This window comes from Serratia rhizosphaerae, from assembly GCF_009817885.1.
In the GTDB taxonomy this organism is placed as follows: Bacteria; Pseudomonadota; Gammaproteobacteria; order Enterobacterales; family Enterobacteriaceae; genus Serratia_B; species Serratia_B rhizosphaerae.
Genome location: NZ_CP041764.1, coordinates 1256897 through 1276888 on the forward strand (window position 1 = coordinate 1256897; position 19992 = coordinate 1276888).

At 60.1% G+C, this 19992-nt stretch carries 13 protein-coding genes; 2 read left to right on the top strand and 11 right to left on the bottom strand.

Annotation, left to right across the window (positions count from 1 at the left end):
- Positions 1-248: 248 nt before the first annotated feature.
- The 5 genes from eno to rlmD all read right to left on the bottom strand — a co-directional run bounded on the left by eno (position 249) and on the right by rlmD (position 8216).
- A complete protein-coding gene (gene eno, locus FO014_RS06020) occupies positions 249-1544 on the bottom strand; it encodes a phosphopyruvate hydratase (protein ID WP_105229807.1) in 1296 nt (431 codons plus the stop codon).
- Between the two features lie 82 nt (positions 1545-1626).
- On the bottom strand, positions 1627-3264 hold the full coding sequence (gene pyrG, locus FO014_RS06025; RefSeq protein WP_160028313.1) for a glutamine hydrolyzing CTP synthase: 1638 nt from the start codon (positions 3262-3264) through the stop codon (positions 1627-1629).
- A gap of 380 nt (positions 3265-3644) precedes the next feature.
- Positions 3645-4439 carry a nucleoside triphosphate pyrophosphohydrolase gene (gene mazG / locus FO014_RS06030; RefSeq protein ID WP_160028315.1) on the bottom strand — a complete coding sequence of 265 codons (795 nt, stop codon included), beginning with the start codon at positions 4437-4439 and terminating at the stop codon, positions 3645-3647.
- A 180-nt stretch (positions 4440-4619) separates the two neighbouring features.
- The gene (gene relA, locus FO014_RS06035) at positions 4620-6851 is read right to left on the bottom strand and encodes a GTP diphosphokinase (protein ID WP_160028317.1); all 2232 of its coding nucleotides are present in this window, start codon (positions 6849-6851) and stop codon (positions 4620-4622) included.
- Positions 6852-6887: 36 nt separating this feature from the next.
- Positions 6888-8216, bottom strand: coding sequence for a 23S rRNA (uracil(1939)-C(5))-methyltransferase RlmD (gene rlmD, locus FO014_RS06040; RefSeq protein ID WP_160028319.1), 1329 nt, complete (start codon positions 8214-8216; stop codon positions 6888-6890).
- Between the two features lie 62 nt (positions 8217-8278).
- Here rlmD and barA point away from each other — a divergent pair, with 62 nt between their 5' ends.
- Positions 8279-11008, top strand: a complete 2730-nt coding sequence (gene barA, locus FO014_RS06045) for a two-component sensor histidine kinase BarA (RefSeq protein ID WP_160028321.1) — start codon at positions 8279-8281, stop codon at positions 11006-11008.
- A gap of 42 nt (positions 11009-11050) precedes the next feature.
- Here barA and FO014_RS06050 read toward each other — a convergent pair whose 3' ends face one another.
- The 6 genes from FO014_RS06050 to FO014_RS06075 are packed head-to-tail and all read right to left on the bottom strand — an operon-like array spanning position 11051 to position 17976.
- Entirely contained in the window at positions 11051-12190 is a 1140-nt protein-coding gene (locus FO014_RS06050; RefSeq protein WP_160028323.1) for a glycerate kinase, read from the bottom strand.
- Between the two features lie 18 nt (positions 12191-12208).
- On the bottom strand, positions 12209-13093 hold the full coding sequence (gene garR, locus FO014_RS06055) for a 2-hydroxy-3-oxopropionate reductase (RefSeq protein ID WP_160028325.1): 885 nt from the start codon (positions 13091-13093) through the stop codon (positions 12209-12211).
- 10 nt (positions 13094-13103) lie between these two features.
- Entirely contained in the window at positions 13104-13877 is a 774-nt protein-coding gene (gene garL, locus FO014_RS06060) for a 2-dehydro-3-deoxyglucarate aldolase (protein ID WP_111737718.1), read from the bottom strand.
- 44 nt (positions 13878-13921) lie between these two features.
- Entirely contained in the window at positions 13922-15262 is a 1341-nt protein-coding gene (gudD, locus tag FO014_RS06065; protein ID WP_160028327.1) for a glucarate dehydratase, read from the bottom strand.
- Positions 15263-15286: 24 nt separating this feature from the next.
- Positions 15287-16624: an enolase C-terminal domain-like protein gene (locus FO014_RS06070; RefSeq protein ID WP_160031367.1), complete on the bottom strand. Its 1338-nt coding sequence runs from the start codon at positions 16622-16624 to the stop codon at positions 15287-15289.
- Positions 16624-17976: an MFS transporter gene (locus tag FO014_RS06075; protein WP_160028329.1), complete on the bottom strand. Its 1353-nt coding sequence runs from the start codon at positions 17974-17976 to the stop codon at positions 16624-16626. Before FO014_RS06075 ends, FO014_RS06070 begins: the two co-directional genes overlap by 1 nt.
- A 450-nt stretch (positions 17977-18426) precedes the next feature.
- Between FO014_RS06075 and garD the strand changes: the two genes are divergently transcribed.
- A complete protein-coding gene (gene garD / locus FO014_RS06080) occupies positions 18427-19992 on the top strand; it encodes a galactarate dehydratase (protein WP_160028331.1) in 1566 nt (521 codons plus the stop codon).

Consider the following 19992-nt stretch of genomic DNA (forward strand, 5'->3'; position numbering starts at 1 on the left):
ACCCGGCGCCAGGCCGGCGAAAGTGATAAAGAATATCCTTACGGAATATAAGTCTAGTGATGAAAGGTTATAATGCCAGCAAAAAAAGAATAAATAATTAACGCTATGGTTATTAACAATAAATATCACCGGAAAAGAAAAAATAAATGATGAGATATTAATAAATAACCGGCATATAATTTCTCTGCGGACTGGCATAAAAAAACCCGCCGCAGCGGGTTTTTATTATTCGCGACAATTCGCGATTATTACTGGCCTTTAACTTCTTTCAGACCATTGAACGGCGCACGCTCGCCCAGCGCTTCTTCGATACGAATCAGCTGGTTGTACTTGGCAACGCGGTCAGAACGGCTCATAGAACCGGTTTTGATCTGGCCTGCTGCAGTACCTACCGCCAGGTCAGCGATGGTTGCGTCTTCGGTTTCACCGGAACGGTGAGAGATAACCGCGGTGTAGCCGGCATCTTTCGCCATCTTGATCGCCGCCAGGGTTTCGGTCAGAGAACCGATCTGGTTGAACTTGATCAGGATAGAGTTGGCGATGCCTTTTTCGATACCTTCTTTCAGGATCTTGGTGTTGGTGACGAACAGGTCGTCGCCAACCAGCTGGATTTTGTCGCCCAGTACTTTGGTCTGGTAAGCGAAGCCGTCCCAGTCAGACTCGTCCAAACCATCTTCGATGGAAACGATCGGGTACTGTTTGGTCAGCTCTTCCAGGAAGTGGGTGAACTCTTCAGAGGTGAAGGCTTTGTTGCCTTCGCCGGCCAGCACGTACTTGCCGTCTTTGTAGAATTCGGACGCTGCGCAGTCCATCGCCAGGGTGATATCTTTGCCCAGTTCGTAGCCCGCTGCTTTTACCGCTTCCGCGATAACCGCCAGCGCTTCAGCGTTGGAACCCAGGTTTGGCGCGTAGCCGCCTTCGTCGCCGACAGCGGTGTTCATGCCTTTGGATTTCAGCACTTTCGCCAGGTGGTGGAACACTTCAGAGCCCATGCGCACCGCTTCTTTCAGGGTCTTCGCGCCAACCGGCTGAATCATGAATTCCTGAATGTCGACGTTGTTGTCAGCGTGCTCACCGCCGTTGATGATGTTCATCATTGGCAGAGGCATGGAGAATTTGCCTGGGGTACCGTTCAGTTCAGCAATGTGCTCGAACAGCGGCATGCCTTTGGAGGCAGCGGCAGCTTTAGCAGCAGCCAGGGAAACCGCCAGAATGGCGTTGGCGCCGAACTTGGATTTGTTCTCGGTGCCGTCCAGTTCGATCATGATCTTATCGATGTTAGCCTGGTCTTTGGCATCTTTGCCCACCACGGCTTCAGCGATTGGACCGTTTACTGCGGCAACGGCTTTCAGTACGCCTTTACCCAGGAAACGAGACTTGTCACCGTCACGCAGTTCCAGCGCTTCACGGGAACCGGTAGAAGCACCTGACGGCGCAGCAGCCAGACCAACGAAACCGCCTTCCAGGTGAACTTCGGCTTCTACAGTTGGGTTACCGCGTGAGTCGATGATTTCACGGCCGATGACTTTAACGATTTTGGACATAGTAGGTTTTCCTCAAGTCACAAGTTAACTAAAACTCCAGACAAACAACGCGCGGTTCTCACCGCGCGTTGTCGCTAAAACGTTACTTCTCCTGACGCTTCTGCTGGTCAGCCGCCGCCTTCACAAAACCGGCGAACAGCGGATGCCCATCACGCGGCGTCGAAGTGAATTCCGGGTGGAACTGACAAGCGACGAACCATGGATGGTCCGGCAGCTCGATAATTTCAACCAACTTGTTGTCCGCAGAGCGGCCGGCTACGCGCAGCCCGGCGGCTTCAATCTGCTTCAACAGCATATTGTTAACTTCATAACGGTGGCGGTGACGCTCGACGATGGTCGGCTCGCCGTACATCTGACGCACCAGGCTGTCGTCGCTCAGATGACACTGCTGGCCGCCGACGCGCATGGTGCCGCCCAGGTCGCTCTCTTCGCTGCGCACTTCAACGTTGCCGTCTTCGTCGCGCCACTCGGTAATCAGCGCCACGACCGGGTACTTACAGTCTGGCTCAAATTCGGTGGAGTTGGCGTTTTCCATACCCGCAACGTGACGGGCAAACTCCATCAGCGCCACCTGCATACCCAGGCAAATGCCCAGATAAGGAATATTGTTCTCGCGCGCATAGCGTGCGGTCATCACTTTGCCTTCCACGCCGCGATAGCCGAAGCCGCCAGGGATAAGGATAGCATCCAGCCCTTTCAGCACTTCCACGCCGCGCGTCTCCACGTCCTGCGAATCAATCAGCTTGATATTCACGGTTACGCGGTTTTTCAGGCCGCCGTGCTTGAGCGCCTCAATCACGGATTTATAGGCGTCCGGCAGTTCGACATACTTGCCGACCATACCGATGGTCACTTCGCCGCCCGGATTGGCTTCTTCGTAAATAACCTGCTCCCACTCGGCCAGGTTGGCTTCCGGCGCGTTGAGGCTGAATCGTTTACAAATATAATCATCAAGCCCCTGAGATTTCAATAGGCCTGGGATTTTATAAATAGAATCAACGTCTTTCAGGGAGATAACCGCTTTTTCCGGCACGTTGCAGAACAGCGCAATTTTTGCCCGCTCATTGGCCGGAACGGCGCGATCGGAACGGCAAATCAGCACGTCCGGCTGAATACCGATGGAAAGCAGCTCTTTAACGGAATGCTGAGTAGGTTTGGTTTTCACTTCACCGGCTGCGGCCATGTACGGCACCAGCGTCAGGTGCATGTACAGCGTGTGCTCACGGCCCACTTCCACCGCCATCTGGCGGATAGCTTCGAGGAACGGCAGCGATTCGATATCGCCGACGGTGCCGCCGATTTCCACCAGCACCACGTCGTGGCCTTCGCCGCCTTCGATGATGCGTTCTTTGATCGCGTTGGTGATGTGCGGAATAACCTGTACGGTCGCGCCCAGATAGTCGCCGCGGCGTTCTTTACGCAGCACGTCGGAATAGATGCGGCCGGTGGTGAAGTTGTTGCGGCGCGTCATTTTGGTACGGATGAAGCGCTCGTAGTGACCCAAGTCCAGATCGGTTTCTGCGCCGTCTTCGGTGACGAAAACTTCCCCATGCTGAATCGGGCTCATGGTGCCCGGATCCACGTTGATGTACGGGTCCAGTTTCATGATGGTAACGTTGAGGCCACGGGCTTCAAGAATAGCCGCCAGAGAGGCTGCGGCAATGCCTTTACCCAGAGAGGATACGACCCCGCCGGTCACAAAAATATAATTAGTTGTCATGCTGAACCTGAGAGTTTAGGTTTAAAGACGATGGAAGAACCAAGACGGGAAAGTAGTATACCCGAACCTGTCTTGACCTACAAACGATCGTTTTACTCTCCATCATCTCTGTCATCCCCGCGAGTTCCTCAGGTTTTTGCCGTTTACCGCCATCCGGGTAGGCTTTTAAAACAAAGGGTTAGCGATAAAAACCGTCGATTAACGCACGTCAGAGCCACTAAAACGCCTTACATTTCAGTTTGTTGGCTTTTTTAGCAGGCGCCGCTGCGCCGTATCCGCAACTGACGATAAGCTTAACCGTTTCAGCCCGAGCGAACATTGTGATCGATCAAACAAGCCGCCGGATGCCGTTACGCTAAATCAGACAGCGCAAAACGCATTTAGTTTTCCTGCTGCTTAACCTGCTGCCAGGCGTCTTCCATCTGTTCCAGCGTCGCCTCCGCCATCGCCAGCCCCTGCTGCGCGATAATGCCTTCTACCTGACGGAAGCGCCGCTCGAACTTGCGGTTGGCAACCTGCAGTGCGTTTTCCGCCTTGTGGCCCAGATGGCGCGACAGATTCACCGTGGCGAACAGCAGGTCGCCGATTTCCTCTTCCAGCTTTTGTTGGTCCACCACCGCCTGCTGCGCTTCGTGCATCACTTCGTCAATCTCTTCATGCACCTTGTCGAGCACCGGGCCGAGCGTATGCCAGTCAAAGCCTACCGCGGCGCAGCGCTTCTGAATTTTATGCGCCTTCATCAACGCCGGCAGTGCAGTGGGGATATCGTCCAACGCCGAGTGCAGCGCTTTCTCTGCCCGCTCGCCGGCCTTCAACTGCTCCCAGCGCGCCGCAATCGTCGCGTTGTCCGCAGCGTCAGCGTCGCCGAAGATGTGCGGGTGGCGGCGCTCCAGTTTGTCGCTGATGGCGGTGCACACCTCGTCAAAATCAAACAGCCCCTCCTCCTGCCCCATCTGGGCGTAGAACACCACCTGAAACAGCAGATCGCCCAGCTCATCGCGCAGGTCGGCGTAGTCCTGGCGCTCAATGGCATCCAGCACCTCATACGTTTCTTCCAGCGTATACGGCGCGATAGTAGCGAAGGTTTGCTTGCGGTCCCACGGGCAGCCCGCCTGCGGGTCGCGCAGCGTTTTCATGATATTGAGCAGACGCTGCAGCGGAGTAGATGGGGTCATGGCAAAATCTCTGAAAAAGAACGGACGCTCATTATGGCGTCCGTCTCCTTGATGGCTCAATAGGTTTCGCGTTGTATTTCAACAGCTGCGCCGCACCCAGACGCCAGGCACCTGAATCCCCAATGGGTTTCGCACCGCATTTAGGCGGCAACAACGAGGCGGTGTGAAAGACGCCGGGATTCAGCTGCCGTGCAGACGCTTGGCATCTATCACATCCGGCAGCTGGTTCAGCTTCGCCAGCACCCGGCCCAGCACCTGCTGGTTGTAGATTTCGATATCCATATCGATGGTGGCCATCTGCTTTTTGGTATCGCTCCGGCTGGCGACGCCCAGTACGTTCACCTTTTCGTTGGCGAGGATGGTGGTGATATCACGCAGCAGGCCGCTGCGATCGTTGGCCATCACCCTCACCACCAGCGAATAACCGCTGGAATAGCTTTCCCCCCACACGGCGTCGACGATGCGCTCCGGCGCGTGGGATTGCAGTTCGGTCAGCTGGTCGCAATCGGCGCGGTGGATGGAGATACCGCGCCCCTGAGTGATAAAGCCGACGATATCGTCGCCCGGAATCGGCTGGCAGCAGCGGGCGATGTGGTGCATCAGATTGCCGACGCCCTCCACCACCACCCGGCCATCGTCTTTCTTGCGGGTCGCCGGCGGCGCCTTATGCTGCACCAGCTGGCGCAGCGCTTCGCGATCCTGCTCTTCGGCGCTCGGCTTATTGAACTTGCTCTGCAGGAAGTTCACCATCTGATTGAGGCGAATATCCCCGCCGCCAATCGCCGCCAGCACTTCGTCCAGCGAGTTCATGTTGTAGCGCGGGATCAGCAGTTTTTCCGCCTCTTTCAGGCTGATGCCAAGGTGTTCCAGTTCGTTGTCCAGCATCTGGCGGCCGGCCAGGATGTTTTTATCGCGATCCTGCTTACGGAACCAGTTATGAATCTTCGAACGTCCGCGGCTGGTGGTGACGTAGCCAAGGTTCGGATTCAGCCAGTCGCGGCTCGGGTTCGGCTGCTTCTGAGTGATAATTTCAATCTGGTCGCCCATCTGCAGCTGATAGGTGAACGGCACGATGCGCCCGCCGATCTTGGCGCCGATGCAGCGGTGGCCGACGTCGCTGTGGATATGGTAGGCAAAGTCCAGCGGCGTTGAGCCGGCCGGCAGGTCGACCACGTCGCCCTTCGGCGTAAACACGTACACCCGGTCGTCGAACACCTGGCTGCGCACTTCGTCGAGCATTTCGCCGGAGTCGGCCATCTCTTCCTGCCAGGCGATCAGCTTACGCAGCCAGGCGATGCGCTCTTCGTAACCGGAACGCACCGTAACACCGGCGCCCTCTTTGTATTTCCAGTGCGCGGCGACGCCCAGCTCGGCGTCCTCGTGCATCTGGCGGGTACGGATCTGGATCTCGACCGTTTTGCCGCGCGGGCCGAGCACCACGGTGTGGATCGACTGATAGCCGTTGGGTTTCGGGTTGGCGACATAGTCGTCGAACTCGTCCGGCAGATGACGGAAATGGGTATGCACAATGCCAAGCGCCGCATAGCAGTCCTGCAGCCGTTCGGCCACGATGCGCACCGCACGCACGTCGAACAGCTCGTCGAACGCCAGCGCCTTTTTCTGCATTTTGCGCCAGATGCTGTAGATATGCTTGGGACGGCCGTAGATTTCCACCCGGATATCTTCGTCCGCCATCGCCTTGCGCAGCGAAGCAACAAAATCATCAATAAACTGTTCGCGGTCGATACGGCGTTCATGCAACAGCTTGGCGATGCGCTTGTATTCTTCCGGATGCAGGTAGCGGAAGCAGAAATCCTCCAGCTCCCACTTCAGCTGGCCGATACCCAGGCGGTTGGCCAGCGGCGCATAGATATTGGAGCACTCCTTGGCCGCCAGCACCCGTTCATCTTCCGGCGCGTCTTTCACTTCACGCAGGTGGGCAATACGTTCCGCCAGTTTGATCACCACGCAGCGGAAATCTTCCACCATCGCCAACAGCATGCGGCGCACGTTATCGACCTGCTCGGAGCCCATCGAGTCGTTGTGGGTCGCCTTCAGCTGGCGAATCGCATCCATATCGCGCACGCCGTGTACCAGCGCGACGATATTGTTGCCGAACGCCTCGTTCAGGGTCTCTTCCTGCACCAGACCGGCGTCGGCCAGCGGGAACAGCAGCGCGGCGCGCATGCTGTCGTTGTCCATGCTGAGGGTCGAGAGAATTTCCACCATCTCCAGACCGCGACCCAGCAGTTTCGGCGCGTCCGGATGGTCTTTGGTCTGTTGCTCGCAATAGCGCCAGGTATCGGCCAGCCGTTCAACGGACTGCGGGTTGGGTAGCCCAAGACCGGCAAGCCACTCATCGAGAGCGAATTCACCTGCCGTGTTCAAATGTGCACTTCTTACCGCAACCATACCTTCTCCCTACTTTGCAGCGACCACAGGCAACCGCTATTCCTGACGAATAAACAGCGCCATTGATTCAAGATGCCCCGTGTGCGGGAACATATCCAGCATACGCACACGCGCAAGACGATAACCGGCGGACAGCAACGTTTTGCTGTCGCGCGCCAGCGTGGTGGGGTTACAGGAAACGTACACCACCCGCGTCGGCGCCAGTTTTACAATATGTGACATCACTCCAGCCGCGCCCGCCCGGGCAGGATCCAACATAACCTTATCAAATCCCTGTTGAGCCCAAGGCTGCCGCTCCACGTCCTCTTCCAGATTCTGATGAAAAAACGACGCATTACTCAGCAAATTCTTATGTGCATTATATTGCCCATTCGCTACCAGCGTGGCAACACCTTCGATGCCGACCACCGATTTCGCCCGCCGCGCCAGCGGCAGGGTGAAATTGCCCATGCCGCAGAACAGATCCAACACCCGATCGTCGGGCTGAATCTCCAGCCACTCCAGCGCCTGCGCCACCATCTGCTGGTTTACCGCATCGTTCACCTGAATAAAGTCGCGCGGACTGAAGTCTAAGCGTAGCCCGTCAACCTGATAATACGGCGTATCACCGCACAGTTTCTCCAGTTGTTCGCTGTCCGACGCCAAATAAATCGTTACGGCATTTTGCCGGGCGAAGGTCAGCAGCGCCTCGCGGTCGGCCGGCCTCAGCGCGTCCAGGTGCCGCAACACCAGCAGCGGCCCGTTGTCCGCCAGCACCAGTTCGGCATGCCCCAGACGCTTCACCGCCTGCAGCCCGCTCAGGCAGGCGCGCAGCGGCGTCAGCAGCCGCTCCAGTTCCGGCGCCAGCACCGGGCACTGAGTCACCGACACCAGCTCGCTGGAGCCAGCCTGACGAAAGCCCATCTGCAGGGTTTGCCGCTTCGGCTGCCACATCAGCCCCAGACGCGCGCGCCGGCGATAGCCGTATTGCGGCCCGGCGATTACCGCCTCCTGCGGCACGCTGACGCCGGTTTCGCGGGCGATCATCCGTCCCAGCGCCGCCGCCTTGCTCTGCTGCTGTAGGCTTTCATCCGCATGCTGCTGTTGGCAGCCGCCGCAGACGCCGAAGTGCGGACAGCGCGGCTCCACCCGCTGCGGGCTGCGGCTCAGCAGGCGTTTCAGCTTGCCTTTGGCGAACTGACGCTTGTCTTCCGTCAGCTGAATTTCCGCCTGTTCGCCCGGCAGTACGCCCGGGATAAACACCGCTTTACCGTTGTGGCGCGCCACGCCCTGACCGAAGGGATCGAGGTCGCTCACCGTCACGGTGAAGATTTGTGTGTGCTGCCGGGTCGTCACGCGGCGTTTGGGAGAGTAGAATTGCGCCATAAAATTGTCGGTTGCTGGTTCATTAAGCTAGGATTAGCGCAATTCTCCCACATTGGAATCCCATGACCAAATACAGCCTGCGCGCGCGCATGATGATATTGATTCTGGCCCCTACATTATTGATCGGCCTGTTGCTCAGTACCTTCTTCGTCGTGCATCGTTATAATGAGCTGCAGGAGCAGCTGGTGGACGCCGGCGCCAGCATTATCGAACCGCTCGCCGTCGCCAGCGAATACGGCATGACCTTCCGCAGCCGTGAGTCGGTGCGCCAGCTGGTCAGCCTGCTGCACCGCCGCCACTCCGATATCGTGCGCTCCATCACCGTGTTCGACGCGCAGAACAACCTGTTTGTCACTTCCAATTATCACCATAATTTCGCCCAGTTGCAGATCCCGAAAGGTGTGCCATTGCCCACCGATCTGATGCTGACGCGCCGCGGCGACTCGCTGATCCTGCGTACGCCGATCCTGTCGGAGAACCAATACCCCGACGAGGCCGCCGAAAGCGGCGCGCACGGCGACAATAACCTCGGCTATGTGGCCATCGAGCTGGATCTGCAGTCGGTGCGCCTGCAGCAGTACAAAGAGGTGTTTGTCTCCACGCTGCTGTTGCTGCTGTGCATGTGTATCGCCATCCTGTTCGCCTACCGGCTGATGCGCGACGTCACCGGGCCGATCCGCAATATGGTCAACACCGTCGACCGTATCCGCCGCGGCCAGCTCGACAGCCGGGTGGAAGGCTTTATGCTCGGCGAACTGCATATGCTGAAAAACGGCATCAACTCCATGGCGATGTCGCTAACCGCCTATCACGAAGAGATGCAGCAGAATATCGATCAGGCGACGTTTGACCTGCGTGAAACGCTGGAGCAGATGGAGATCCAGAATGTCGAGCTGGATCTGGCTAAAAAGCGCGCGCAGGAAGCCGCGCGCATCAAATCCGAGTTCCTGGCCAATATGTCGCACGAGCTGCGCACCCCGCTGAACGGCGTGATCGGCTTTACCCGCCAGATGCTGAAAACCGAACTGAGCGCCACCCAGAACGACTACCTGCAAACCATCGAGCGCTCGGCAAACAACCTGCTGACCATCATCAACGACGTGCTGGATTTCTCCAAGCTGGAAGCCGGCAAGCTGGTGCTGGAGCATATTCCATTCGCGCTGCGCGAAACGCTGGACGAAGTGATCGTGCTGCTGGCGCCTTCCGCCCATGAAAAAGGGCTGGAGCTGACGCTCGATGTCCATAACGACGTGCCGGAACAGGTGATCGGCGACTCGCTGCGCCTGCAGCAGGTGATCACCAACCTGCTGGGCAACGCGGTCAAATTTACTGAAACCGGCAATATCGATATCCGGGTGGAATTGCGCAACCAGCTGGAGCGTCAGGTCGAGCTGGAGGTACAGATCCACGACACCGGCATCGGCATCTCCGAACGCCAGCAGTCGCAGCTGTTCCAGGCATTCCGGCAGGCGGACGCCAGCATCTCGCGCCGCCACGGCGGCACCGGCCTCGGTCTGGTGATCACCCAGAAGCTGGTGAAAGAGATGAACGGCGATATCTGTTTCCACAGCCAGCTTAACCGCGGATCCACCTTCTGGTTCCATATTACCCTGGATCTGAATGAAGACATGATGACGCGCCAGCCCTGCCTGCCGGAACTGAGCGGCAAGACGCTGGCCTATATCGAATCCAACCCGACGGCGGCGCAGGCGACGCTGAACATGCTCAACGCCACGCCGCTGGTCGTCACTCATTCGCCGACCCTCGGCCAACTGCCCGACGGCGATTACGACTTTATGCTGGTGGGCGTGCCGATCCCGTTCCGCGACAACATGGCGCAGCATCAGGACAAACTGCTGAAGGCGCTTAATTACGCCGGACGGGTGATTCTGGCCCTGCCGTACCAGTCGCAGATCGACGCCGAAATGCTGAAAGAACAGGGCGCGGTGGGCTGTCTGGTCAAACCGGTCACCAGCACCCGCCTGTTCCCGCTGCTGCGCATGGAAACGCCGCGTCAGGAGCTGGCCGCACCGGCGCGTAAACGCCTGCCGCTGACCGTGATGGCGGTGGACGACAATCCGGCCAACCTGAAGCTGATCGGCACCCTGCTGGCGGAGCAGGTGGAAAAAACGCTGCTGTGCGAAAGCGGCGAAGAAGCCATTGCGCTGGCGCGCGACAACGTGCTGGATCTGATTCTGATGGATATCCAGATGCCGAATATCGACGGCATCCGCACCAGCGAGCTGATCCGCCAAATGCCGCACCATAACTCCACGCCTATCGTCGCGGTCACCGCCCACGCGGTCAGCGGCGAACGGGAGCATCTGCTGCAGGCCGGCATGGATGATTACCTGGCGAAGCCGATCGACGAAGCGATGCTGACGCACGTCCTGTCGCGCTACCACAGCGGCGCGCAGGAGACGGAGACAACGCCGCCGCCGAACGCGGAGCCGACGGCGTCGCTGGATTGGTCGCTGGCGCTGCGTCAGGCGGCCAATAAACAGGATCTGGCGCGCGATCTGCTGCAAATGCTGCTCGACTTCCTGCCGCAGGTGAAAGAACGGGTACAGGCGGTGCTGGACGGCGCGCAGGACGACACGCTGCTGGATCTGATCCACAAACTGCACGGCAGCTGCAGCTACAGCGGCGTGCCGCGGCTGAAGCAGACCTGCTTCTATATTGAACAACAGCTGCGTCAGGGCGTCGCCATCGAGGATCTGGAGCCGGAGTGGCTGGAGCTGCTCGATGAAATCGAGCTGGTCAGCCAGGCGGCCAGAAAACACCTGGGTTAACCGTCAGAATACGGCCTCTTCCCCGTCAGGAAGAGGCCGCCGTTACTGCCCCTGCGCCACCTTCAGCGTCGCCGCAATATTGCGCGCCGTCGCCCGCACGTTTTCGGCAGCGTCGTGCAACGCCTCTTCCAGCGTACAGACGCGATACAGCACGCTGAACACCGCATCCACTCCGTGCTGATGCACCACGCCGACGTCGTCGCTCAGGCTGCCGGCAATGCCGATCACCGGTTTGCCGTAACGTTTGGCGACCCGCGCCACGCCAATCGGCACCTTGCCTTTGATGCTCTGGCTATCGATGCGTCCTTCGCCGGTGATCACCAGCGTCGCGTCACGCACCAACGCGTCCAGCCCCAACGCCTCGGTGACGATCTCAATCCCCTGGCGCAGCTCCGCCCGGCAAAACGCCAACAGTCCGGCGCCCATGCCGCCGGCCGCGCCGGCGCCGGGCACCTGCTCGACATCCACGCCCAGCGTACGCTTGATCACCTGCGCATAGTGGCCCAGCGCGCCGTCCAGTTCCGCCACCATCTGCGGCGTCGCCCCCTTCTGAGGGCCGAAAATGGCGGAGGCGCCCTCCGGGCCGGTCAGCGGGTTGGTCACATCGCAGGCCACCTCAAACCGGCACTGGTCGATACGCGCGTCCAACCGGCTGAGATCTATCTGCGCCAGCGTCGCCAGCGCGGCGCCGCCAAAACCGATCTCCTCGCCGCGCTCGTCCAGCAGCCGCGCGCCCAGCGCCTGCACCATGCCTGCGCCGCCGTCATTGGTCGCACTACCGCCAATGCCGATAATGCAGTGCCTGACGCCATGCTCCAGCGCGCAGCGGATCAGCTCACCGGTGCCGTAGGAGGTGGTTTTCAGCGGGTTGCGCCGCCCGGCGGGCAGCCGCTCCAACCCGCTGGCCGCCGCCATCTCGATAAACGCGCTGCGTCCGTCGCCGGACAGGCCGAAAAACGCCGGCGTCGTCTCGCCTAGCGGCCCGGTGACCTCCACCGTGATAATCCGCCCGCCGGTCGCCGCCACCATGGCTTCCACCGTTCCTTCTCCGCCGTCGGCCAGCGGCAGTTTGACGAATTCCGCCGCGGGAAACACCTCGCGGAACCCGTCCTCAATGCAGGTGGCCACCGCCAGCGCGGATAAACTCTCTTTATATGAATCCGGCGCGATCACTATTTTCATAAGCTGCCTGCACAATCCCTAACTCGTGACTTGGACTTTGGCCAACTTCTCGTAATAACAGGCCAAAGCGCTGTGGTCCGCACCGCCCAGATCGTCGACCCGCAGCGCCTGCATCATCTCCATCACCGCCGAGGTCAGCGGCAGCTGCGCGCCGATGCCGTGCGAAGTGTCCAGCGCGTTAGCCAGATCCTTGATGTGCAATTCGATGCGGAACCCCGGTTTGAAATTACGCGCCAGCACCATCGGCGCTTTGGCGTCCAGCACCGTGCTGCCCGCCAGCCCGCCGCGAATCGCCTGATATACCCGTTCAGGATCGACGCCGGCCTTGGTGGCCAGCACCAGCGCTTCCGACATCGCGGCGATATTCAGCGCGACGATCACCTGGTTCGCCAGTTTCGTCACGTTGCCGGCGCCGATCTCGCCGGTATGCACCACCGAGCCGGCCATCGCCTTCATCACTTCATAGCAGCGGTCGAACACCGCCTTCTCGCCGCCGACCATCACCGACAGCGTGCCGTCAATCGCCTTAGGTTCGCCGCCGCTGACCGGCGCATCCAGCATGGCAACCTGCTTTTCCGCCAGTCTGGCGCTGATTTCCCGGCTGGCCAGCGGCGCGATCGAACTCATATCAATCACCACCGAGCCCGGTTTCGCCCCCTCGATAACGCCGTTCTCCCCCAGCACTACCTCCTGCACCTGCGGCGAGTTGGGCAGCATGGTGATCACGATGTCGCACTGCGCAGCCACCGCTTTAGGCGTATCGGCGCTCTCCGCACCCAGCTCGCTCAGCTCGGCGGTGGTTTCCGCCCGATGATTCAGCACCACCAGCGCATAGCCGGCTTTCAACAGGTTTTTGCTCATCGGTTTGCCCATAATGCCCAGGCCGATAAATCCAATTTTCATCTTCTGCTCCTTATTTCACACCAGGTTTAAAACGGTCGCGCAGCGCCTGCGTCGCACCGCGCAGCACGCCTAAATCACTGCCGACGGCGACAAATTTCGCCCCCCACTCCAGATAGCGGCGCGCATCGGCTTCGGCCGGTGCCAGAATGCCGCTCGGTTTCCCCGCCGCCGCCGCACGCTCAAAGATGTGCCGAATAGCCGCCTGCACCTGCGGATGATTCGGCTGGCCGAGATACCCCAGCGCGGCGGACAGATCCCCGGGGCCGACGAAGATACCGTCAACGCCCTCCACCGCGGCAATGGCATCCAGATGGTCGATGCCCGCCTGCGTTTCGATCTGCACCAGCACGCTGATATTGTCGTTAACGCTGCTGAAGTAATCGCTGACCGTGCCGTAGCCGTTGCTGCGGTGGGAGACCGACACGCCGCGAATGCCGGCCGGCGGATAGCGCGTGGCCGCCACCGCCTGCAACGCCTGCTCTTCACTCTCCACAAACGGGATCAGGAAGTTAAAAAAACCGATATCCAGCAGGCGTTTGATAATCACCGGCTCGTTACAGGGCGGCCTCACCACCGCCGCACTGCTGCTGCCCTTCAGCGCCATCAGCTGCGGCACAAAGGTGGTGATATCATTCGGCGCATGCTCGCCGTCCAGCACCAGCCAGTCGAAACCGGCCAGCCCCAGCACTTCGGTCGAGATCGGATTGCCCAGCGCCGACCAACAGCCGATAAGGGTTTCCCCCTGCTGCAGAGACTGACGAAAGCGGTTGTGACAACTGTTCATGGCGTATCCTTTACGTTGAAGGGTGAAAAGACGAACAAAGCGGATTAGCGCACCAGGCAAGGGCGTTTATTATCGAAGGCCCAATCCGGCACCAGGAACTGCATACCCATCGCGTCATCGCGCGCGCCGAGGCCGTGGGTTTTATACAGCTCATGCGCCTTCATCAGGCGATCGCGATCCAGCTCGATCCCCAGCCCCGGCTTCTGCGGCACCGCCACGCGGCCGCCGGCGATGGTCAGCGGTTCGCGCGTCAGGCGCTGGTTGCCTTCCTGCCAGATCCAGTGGGTATCAATGGCGGCGATGTTGCCCGGCGCGGCGGCGGCCACGTGGGTGAACATCGCCAGCGAGATATCGAAATGGTTATTGGAGTGCGATCCCCAGGTCAGACCGAATTCGTGGCACAGCTGGGCCACCCGCACCGATCCCTGCATGGTCCAGAAGTGCGGATCCGCCAGCGGGATATCCACCGACTGCAGCTGCAGCGTATGGTGCATCTGGCGCCAGTCGGTAGCGATCATATTGGTGGCGGTCGGCAAGCCGGTGGCGCGGCGGAACTCCGCCATCACTTCGCGACCGGAGAAGCCCTGCTCGGCGCCGCACGGATCCTCGGCGTAAGCCAGCACGTTGCGCAGCCGCCTGCCCAGACGGATCGCTTCCTCCAGCGACCAGGCGCCGTTCGGATCGAGCGTGATGCGCGCCTGCGGGAAACGCTCCGCCAGCGCGGTGACTGCATCAGCTTCTTCTTCGCCGGCCAGCACCCCGCCTTTCAGCTTGAAGTCGTTAAAACCGTATTTCTCATAGGCGGCTTCCGCCAGGCGCACCACCGCCTGCGGCGTCAGCGCCTCCTCATGGCGCAGCCGGTACCAGTCGCAGGCGTCGTCCGGCTGGCTCTGATACGGCAGCGGGGTTTTATTGCGGTCGCCGATATAGAACAGATAGCCGAGCATCTCCACCGACTCGCGCTGCTGCCCGTCCCCCAGCAGCGCCGCCACCGGCACCTCCAGGAACTGCCCCAGCAGATCGAGCATCGCCGCTTCAATGCCGGTTACCACGTGGATGGTGGTGCGCAGATCGAACGTCTGCTGGCCGCGCCCCGCCGCATCGCGATCGGCGAAGCGCTGGCGCACCGCCGTCATCACGTTTTTATATTCGCCGAGCGTTTTCCCCACCACCTGCGGCTGTGCATCCTCCAGCGTCTGGCGGATCTTTTCGCCGCCCGGCACCTCTCCGACACCGGTATTGCCGGCGTTATCCTGCAGAATCACGATATTGCGGGTGAAAAACGGCGCGTGGGCGCCGCTCAGGTTCAGCAGCATGCTGTCATGGCCGGCGACCGGCACCACCTGCATGGCGATAATTTTTGGAGCACTGTGAAACGTGGTCATAAGTCTGTCCTTTTCAGAGTGAAATCAACGGCCGAACGCCGGGCGCCGGCGGTCAAAACGCCAACCGGGCACCAGATACTGCATCGCCTGGGCATCGTTGCGCGCCCCGCTCGGCAGCGTCTGATGCAGCCGGTGCGCCTGTTCCAGCGCCTGCCAGTCCAGCTCAATGCCGAGACCCGGCGCGTCGGGCAGCGCAATTTTTCCGTCGACGATTTGCAATGGGTTTTTCGTCAGATGCTGGCCTTCCTGCCAGATCCAGTGGGTATCGATGGCGGTCGGTTTCCCCGGCGCCGCCGCGCCGACGTGGGTAAACATCGCCAGAGAAATATCGAAGTGGTTATTGGAGTGGCAGCCCCAGGTCAGCCCCCACATGTCGCACAGCTGCGCAACCCGCACCGCGCCGGACATCGTCCAGAAGTGCGGATCCGCCAGCGGAATATCCACCGCCTGCAGCTGTGTGGCGTGGCGCATTTCCCGCCAGTTGGTGGCAATCATATTGGTCGCCACCGGCAAGCCGGTTGCCCGGCGGAACTCGGCCATCACTTCACGGCCGGAAAAGCCCTGCTCTGCGCCGCAGGGGTCTTCCGCATAGGTCAGGATGCCGTTCATGCCGCGGCACAGCGCGATAGCCTCATCCAGCCGCCAGGCGCCGTTGGGATCGACGGTGATGCGCGCCTGCGGGAAGCGCTGCGCCAGGGCGCACACCGCCTCGATCTCCTGCTCGCCCGGCAGTACGCCGCCCTTGAGTTTAAAATCCTTAAAGCCGTAGCGATCCTGCGCCGCCGCCGCCAGCTCGACGATGGCTGCCGTATCCATCGCTTCCTGATGGCGCAGGTGATACCACGGGTGGCCGCCCTGCTCACCGGCCTGATACGGCAAATCGGTGTGCCGGCGGTCGCCGATGTAAAACAGATAGCCCAACACCGTCACCGCATCGCGCTGTTTGCCGGGGCCAAGCAGCTCCGCCACCGGTACGCCAAGACACTGCCCCAGCAGATCCAGCAGCGCGGCCTCCAGCGCCGCCACCGCGTTGACCCGCAGTTCAAACGTCCAGGCGCCGCTGGCGAAGGCGTCGAAATCTGCCGGCTGGCTGCCGCCGTGCAGCGCGTGCACCAGACTGTTCATCCGCGCAACCTGCTGCCCCACCACCTGCGGCATCGCCGCCGTCAGCGTCTGGTAAATCACCTCGCCGCCCGGCGCTTCGCCCACGCCGGTATGGCCGGCGCTATCGGTCAGCACCACGATATTGCGGGTGAAACAGGCGCCGTGGGCGCCGCCGATATTCAGCAGCATGCTGTCGTAGCCGGCGACCGGGATCACGCGCATGGCGGTGATGGTTGGCGTGCTCTGCGTATCGCTCATCATGCCCCCCGTGCGACAGGTTTCAGTTCGATGCGTTTGATTTCACCGACGATAAACAGATAGCTGACCACCGCCAGCAGCGCATGGATGCCGACGTACAGCAGCGCGCCGTTGAATGAGCCGGTGGTGCCGATGATGTAGCCGATGGCGATCGGCGTCACGATGCCGGAGATATTGCCGAACATATTGAACAGCCCGCCGCTCAGGCCGCTGATCTCTTTCGGCGCGGTATCGGCCATCACCGCCCAGCCCAACGCCCCCAGCCCCTTGCCGAAGAACGCCATCGCCATAATGCCGACCACCATCCACTCGGTGTCTACGTAGTTACAGAAGATCATCGACATCGACAGCAGCATACCGATCACGATCGGCGCCTTGCGCGAGAAGGTCAGCGAGTTGGTGCGGCGCATCAGATAATCAGAGATCACCCCGCCCAGCACGCCGCCGACGAAGCCGCAGATGGCCGGCACCGAGGCGACAAAGCCGGCTTTCAGAATCGACATGCCGCGCGCCTGCACCAGATAGACCGGAAACCAGGTAATAAAGAAGTAGGTCAGCGCGTTGATGCAGTACTGGCCGATATAAACGCCGACCATCATGCGCGACTGCAGCAGCTGTTTGATCTGCCGCCATTTCTCGCCTTTCACCGGCTGCGCCTGCGGCTGCTTCTGATCCATATTGGTCAGCGCGCCGCCGGCTTCGATATAGTCCATTTCGGCCTGGTTGATGCGCGGGTGATCTTTCGGGTTATGCACCACCTTCAGCCAGATAAAGCTCAGCACAATCCCCAGCCCGCCCATAAAGAAGAACACATGCGACCAGCCGACGGCGTGCGTCAGCCAGCCCATGATCGGCGCGAAGATCACCGTGGCGAAATACTGCGCCGAGTTGAAAATCGACACCGCCGTGCCGCGCTCATGAGCGGGGAACCAGGCGGCGACGATGCGGCTGTTGCCCGGGAACGACGGCGCTTCCGCCAGTCCGACCAGAAAACGCAGGGCAAACAGCGCCGCGACAATGCCGAAGCCGCTGAAGATATCGACAAACCCCTGCAGCAGAGTGAACAGCGACCAGATAAAGATGCTCCAGAAATAGACGCGCTTCGATCCAAAACGATCCAGCAGCCAGCCGCCGGGGATCTGGCCGATGACGTACGCCCAGGAAAAGGCGGAGAAGATGTAGCCCATCCCGACCGGATCCAGCCCGATATCCTGAGCCATTGCCGAGCCGGCGATCGACAGCGTGGCGCGGTCGCCGTAGTTGAATGACGTGACGATAAACAGCATCACCACAATCCAGTAGCGCGTATTGGTTCTTTTTATTGCGCCGGTTGCGGAACTGATTGTTGACATGGTGTTCTCCTGAATCTAGCCATTGCTATCTTCATCCTGAACTGCATGAATATCTCAGAACGAAATGGGTTGAATTAAATAAACCTCACCTGTGAGCAGTGCGATTAATTCCGTTGCGGTTAATATCAAAGCCCAATAATTTTTCTCTGCGAAAAGTATATGTAGCCCGCAAACGATCCTCATCGGGCAATATTCCAAGGATCGGCCCAATATAAGCGTTAGTTTGAGGCATCTGCCCAAGATAACGCCGGACGGCTCACGAAACCCCGTCAGGCCGTGATCGGCCTCACGCACCATTGGCGCAATGCCAAAGAATTTACCGCCGCCGCCGCGTAATACCGGTCATCTGCATAATGTCGCCCCTGACAGGTAAACCTATACTTAATCAGGTGAGCATATCTGCCGATTAATCTCTCAGCGAAAATAATAATTAAGGCAAGTGAGGTTGTAATGTCTGAAATAAATACCCGCCACGATGCGCCGCTATATATTAAGGTGCACGCCGATGATAATGTCGCTATCGTGGTCAATAAGCAGGGATTGGCTAAAGGCACGCTATTTCCCTGCGGTTTGCAGTTAATTGAACATGTGCCGCAGGGGCATAAGGTGGCGTTGAATCATATCGCCGCCGGCGCGGCGATTATTCGCTACGGGGAAACCATCGGCTATGCGCAGCGCGATATCTTACGCGGCGGATGGATTGACGAGTCGCTGGTGACGCTGCCGGAAGCGCCGGCGCTGGATAGTCTGCCGCTGGCCGACCGCGTGCCATCGCCGTTGCCGCCGCTGGAGGGCTATACCTTCGAGGGCTACCGCAACGCCGACGGCAGCGTCGGCACCAAAAACCTGCTGGGGATTACCACCAGCGTGCACTGCGTCGCCGGCGTGGTCGACTTCGTGGTGAAAATCATCGAACGCGATCTGCTGCCGAACTACCCCAACGTAGACGGCGTGGTGGCGTTGAACCATCTCTACGGCTGCGGCGTCGCCATCAACGCGCCGGCCGCCGTGGTGCCGATCCGCACTATTCATAATCTGGCGCTTAACCCCAATTTTGGCGGCGAAGTGATGGTGGTCGGCCTTGGCTGCGAGAAACTGCAGCCGGAACGGCTGCTGCAGGGCACCCCCGATGTGCAGCCGATCTCGCTGGACGCCGGGCAGATCGTACGTCTGCAGGATGAGAAGCACATCGGGTTTAAATCGATGGTGGACGATATTCTGGCGCTGGCGGAACGGCATCTGCGCAAACTCAATCAACGCCGGCGCGAACCCTGCCCGGCGTCAGAGTTGGTGGTCGGCATGCAGTGCGGCGGCAGCGACGCTTTCTCCGGCGTGACCGCCAATCCGGCGGTGGGCTATGCCTCCGACCTGCTGGTGCGCTGCGGCGCTACGGTGATGTTCTCGGAAGTGACGGAAGTGCGCGACGCCATTCATCTGCTGACGCCGCGCGTCGCCGACCAAGAAGTAGGCCGGCGCCTGCTGGAGGAGATGCGCTGGTACGACGATTATCTCAGTCAGGGGCAGACCGACCGCAGCGCCAACCCGTCGCCCGGCAATAAAAAAGGCGGGCTGGCCAACGTGGTGGAAAAGGCGTTGGGATCGATCGCCAAGTCCGGCACCAGCGCGATTGTCGAAGTGCTCTCCCCCGGCCAGCGCCCGAGTAAACGCGGCCTGATCTTCGCCGCCACGCCCGCCAGCGACTTCGTCTGCGGCACCCAGCAGCTGGCTTCCGGCATTACCCTGCAGGTGTTCACCACCGGACGCGGCACGCCTTACGGCCTGACCGCCGTTCCGGTGATCAAAATGGCAACGCACAGCGCGCTGGCCGAACGCTGGCACGATCTGATGGATATCGACGCCGGCAGCATCGCCAGCGGCGAAACCACCATTGAGCAGGTGGGCTGGCAACTGTTTGAACTGATTTTGGCCATCGCCAGCGGGCGCAAGAAAACCTGGTCGGATCAATGGGGACTGCACAATGCGCTGGCGGTGTTCAACCCGGCGCCGGTCACCTGA

What these genes read in the sequence shown, in the direction of transcription:
- eno (WP_105229807.1), bottom strand. Translation starts at nt 1,544, where the DNA reads ATGTCCAAAATCGTTAAAGTCATCGGCCGTGAAATCATCGACTCACGC.
- pyrG (WP_160028313.1), bottom strand. Translation starts at nt 3,264, where the DNA reads ATGACAACTAATTATATTTTTGTGACCGGCGGGGTCGTATCCTCTCTG.
- mazG (WP_160028315.1), bottom strand. Translation starts at nt 4,439, where the DNA reads ATGACCCCATCTACTCCGCTGCAGCGTCTGCTCAATATCATGAAAACG.
- relA (WP_160028317.1), bottom strand. Translation starts at nt 6,851, where the DNA reads ATGGTTGCGGTAAGAAGTGCACATTTGAACACGGCAGGTGAATTCGCT.
- rlmD (WP_160028319.1), bottom strand. Translation starts at nt 8,216, where the DNA reads ATGGCGCAATTCTACTCTCCCAAACGCCGCGTGACGACCCGGCAGCAC.
- barA (WP_160028321.1), top strand. Translation starts at nt 8,279, where the DNA reads ATGACCAAATACAGCCTGCGCGCGCGCATGATGATATTGATTCTGGCC.
- FO014_RS06050 (WP_160028323.1), bottom strand. Translation starts at nt 12,190, where the DNA reads ATGAAAATAGTGATCGCGCCGGATTCATATAAAGAGAGTTTATCCGCG.
- garR (WP_160028325.1), bottom strand. Translation starts at nt 13,093, where the DNA reads ATGAAAATTGGATTTATCGGCCTGGGCATTATGGGCAAACCGATGAGC.
- garL (WP_111737718.1), bottom strand. Translation starts at nt 13,877, where the DNA reads ATGAACAGTTGTCACAACCGCTTTCGTCAGTCTCTGCAGCAGGGGGAA.
- gudD (WP_160028327.1), bottom strand. Translation starts at nt 15,262, where the DNA reads ATGACCACGTTTCACAGTGCTCCAAAAATTATCGCCATGCAGGTGGTG.
- FO014_RS06070 (WP_160031367.1), bottom strand. Translation starts at nt 16,624, where the DNA reads ATGAGCGATACGCAGAGCACGCCAACCATCACCGCCATGCGCGTGATC.
- FO014_RS06075 (WP_160028329.1), bottom strand. Translation starts at nt 17,976, where the DNA reads ATGTCAACAATCAGTTCCGCAACCGGCGCAATAAAAAGAACCAATACG.
- garD (WP_160028331.1), top strand. Translation starts at nt 18,427, where the DNA reads ATGTCTGAAATAAATACCCGCCACGATGCGCCGCTATATATTAAGGTG.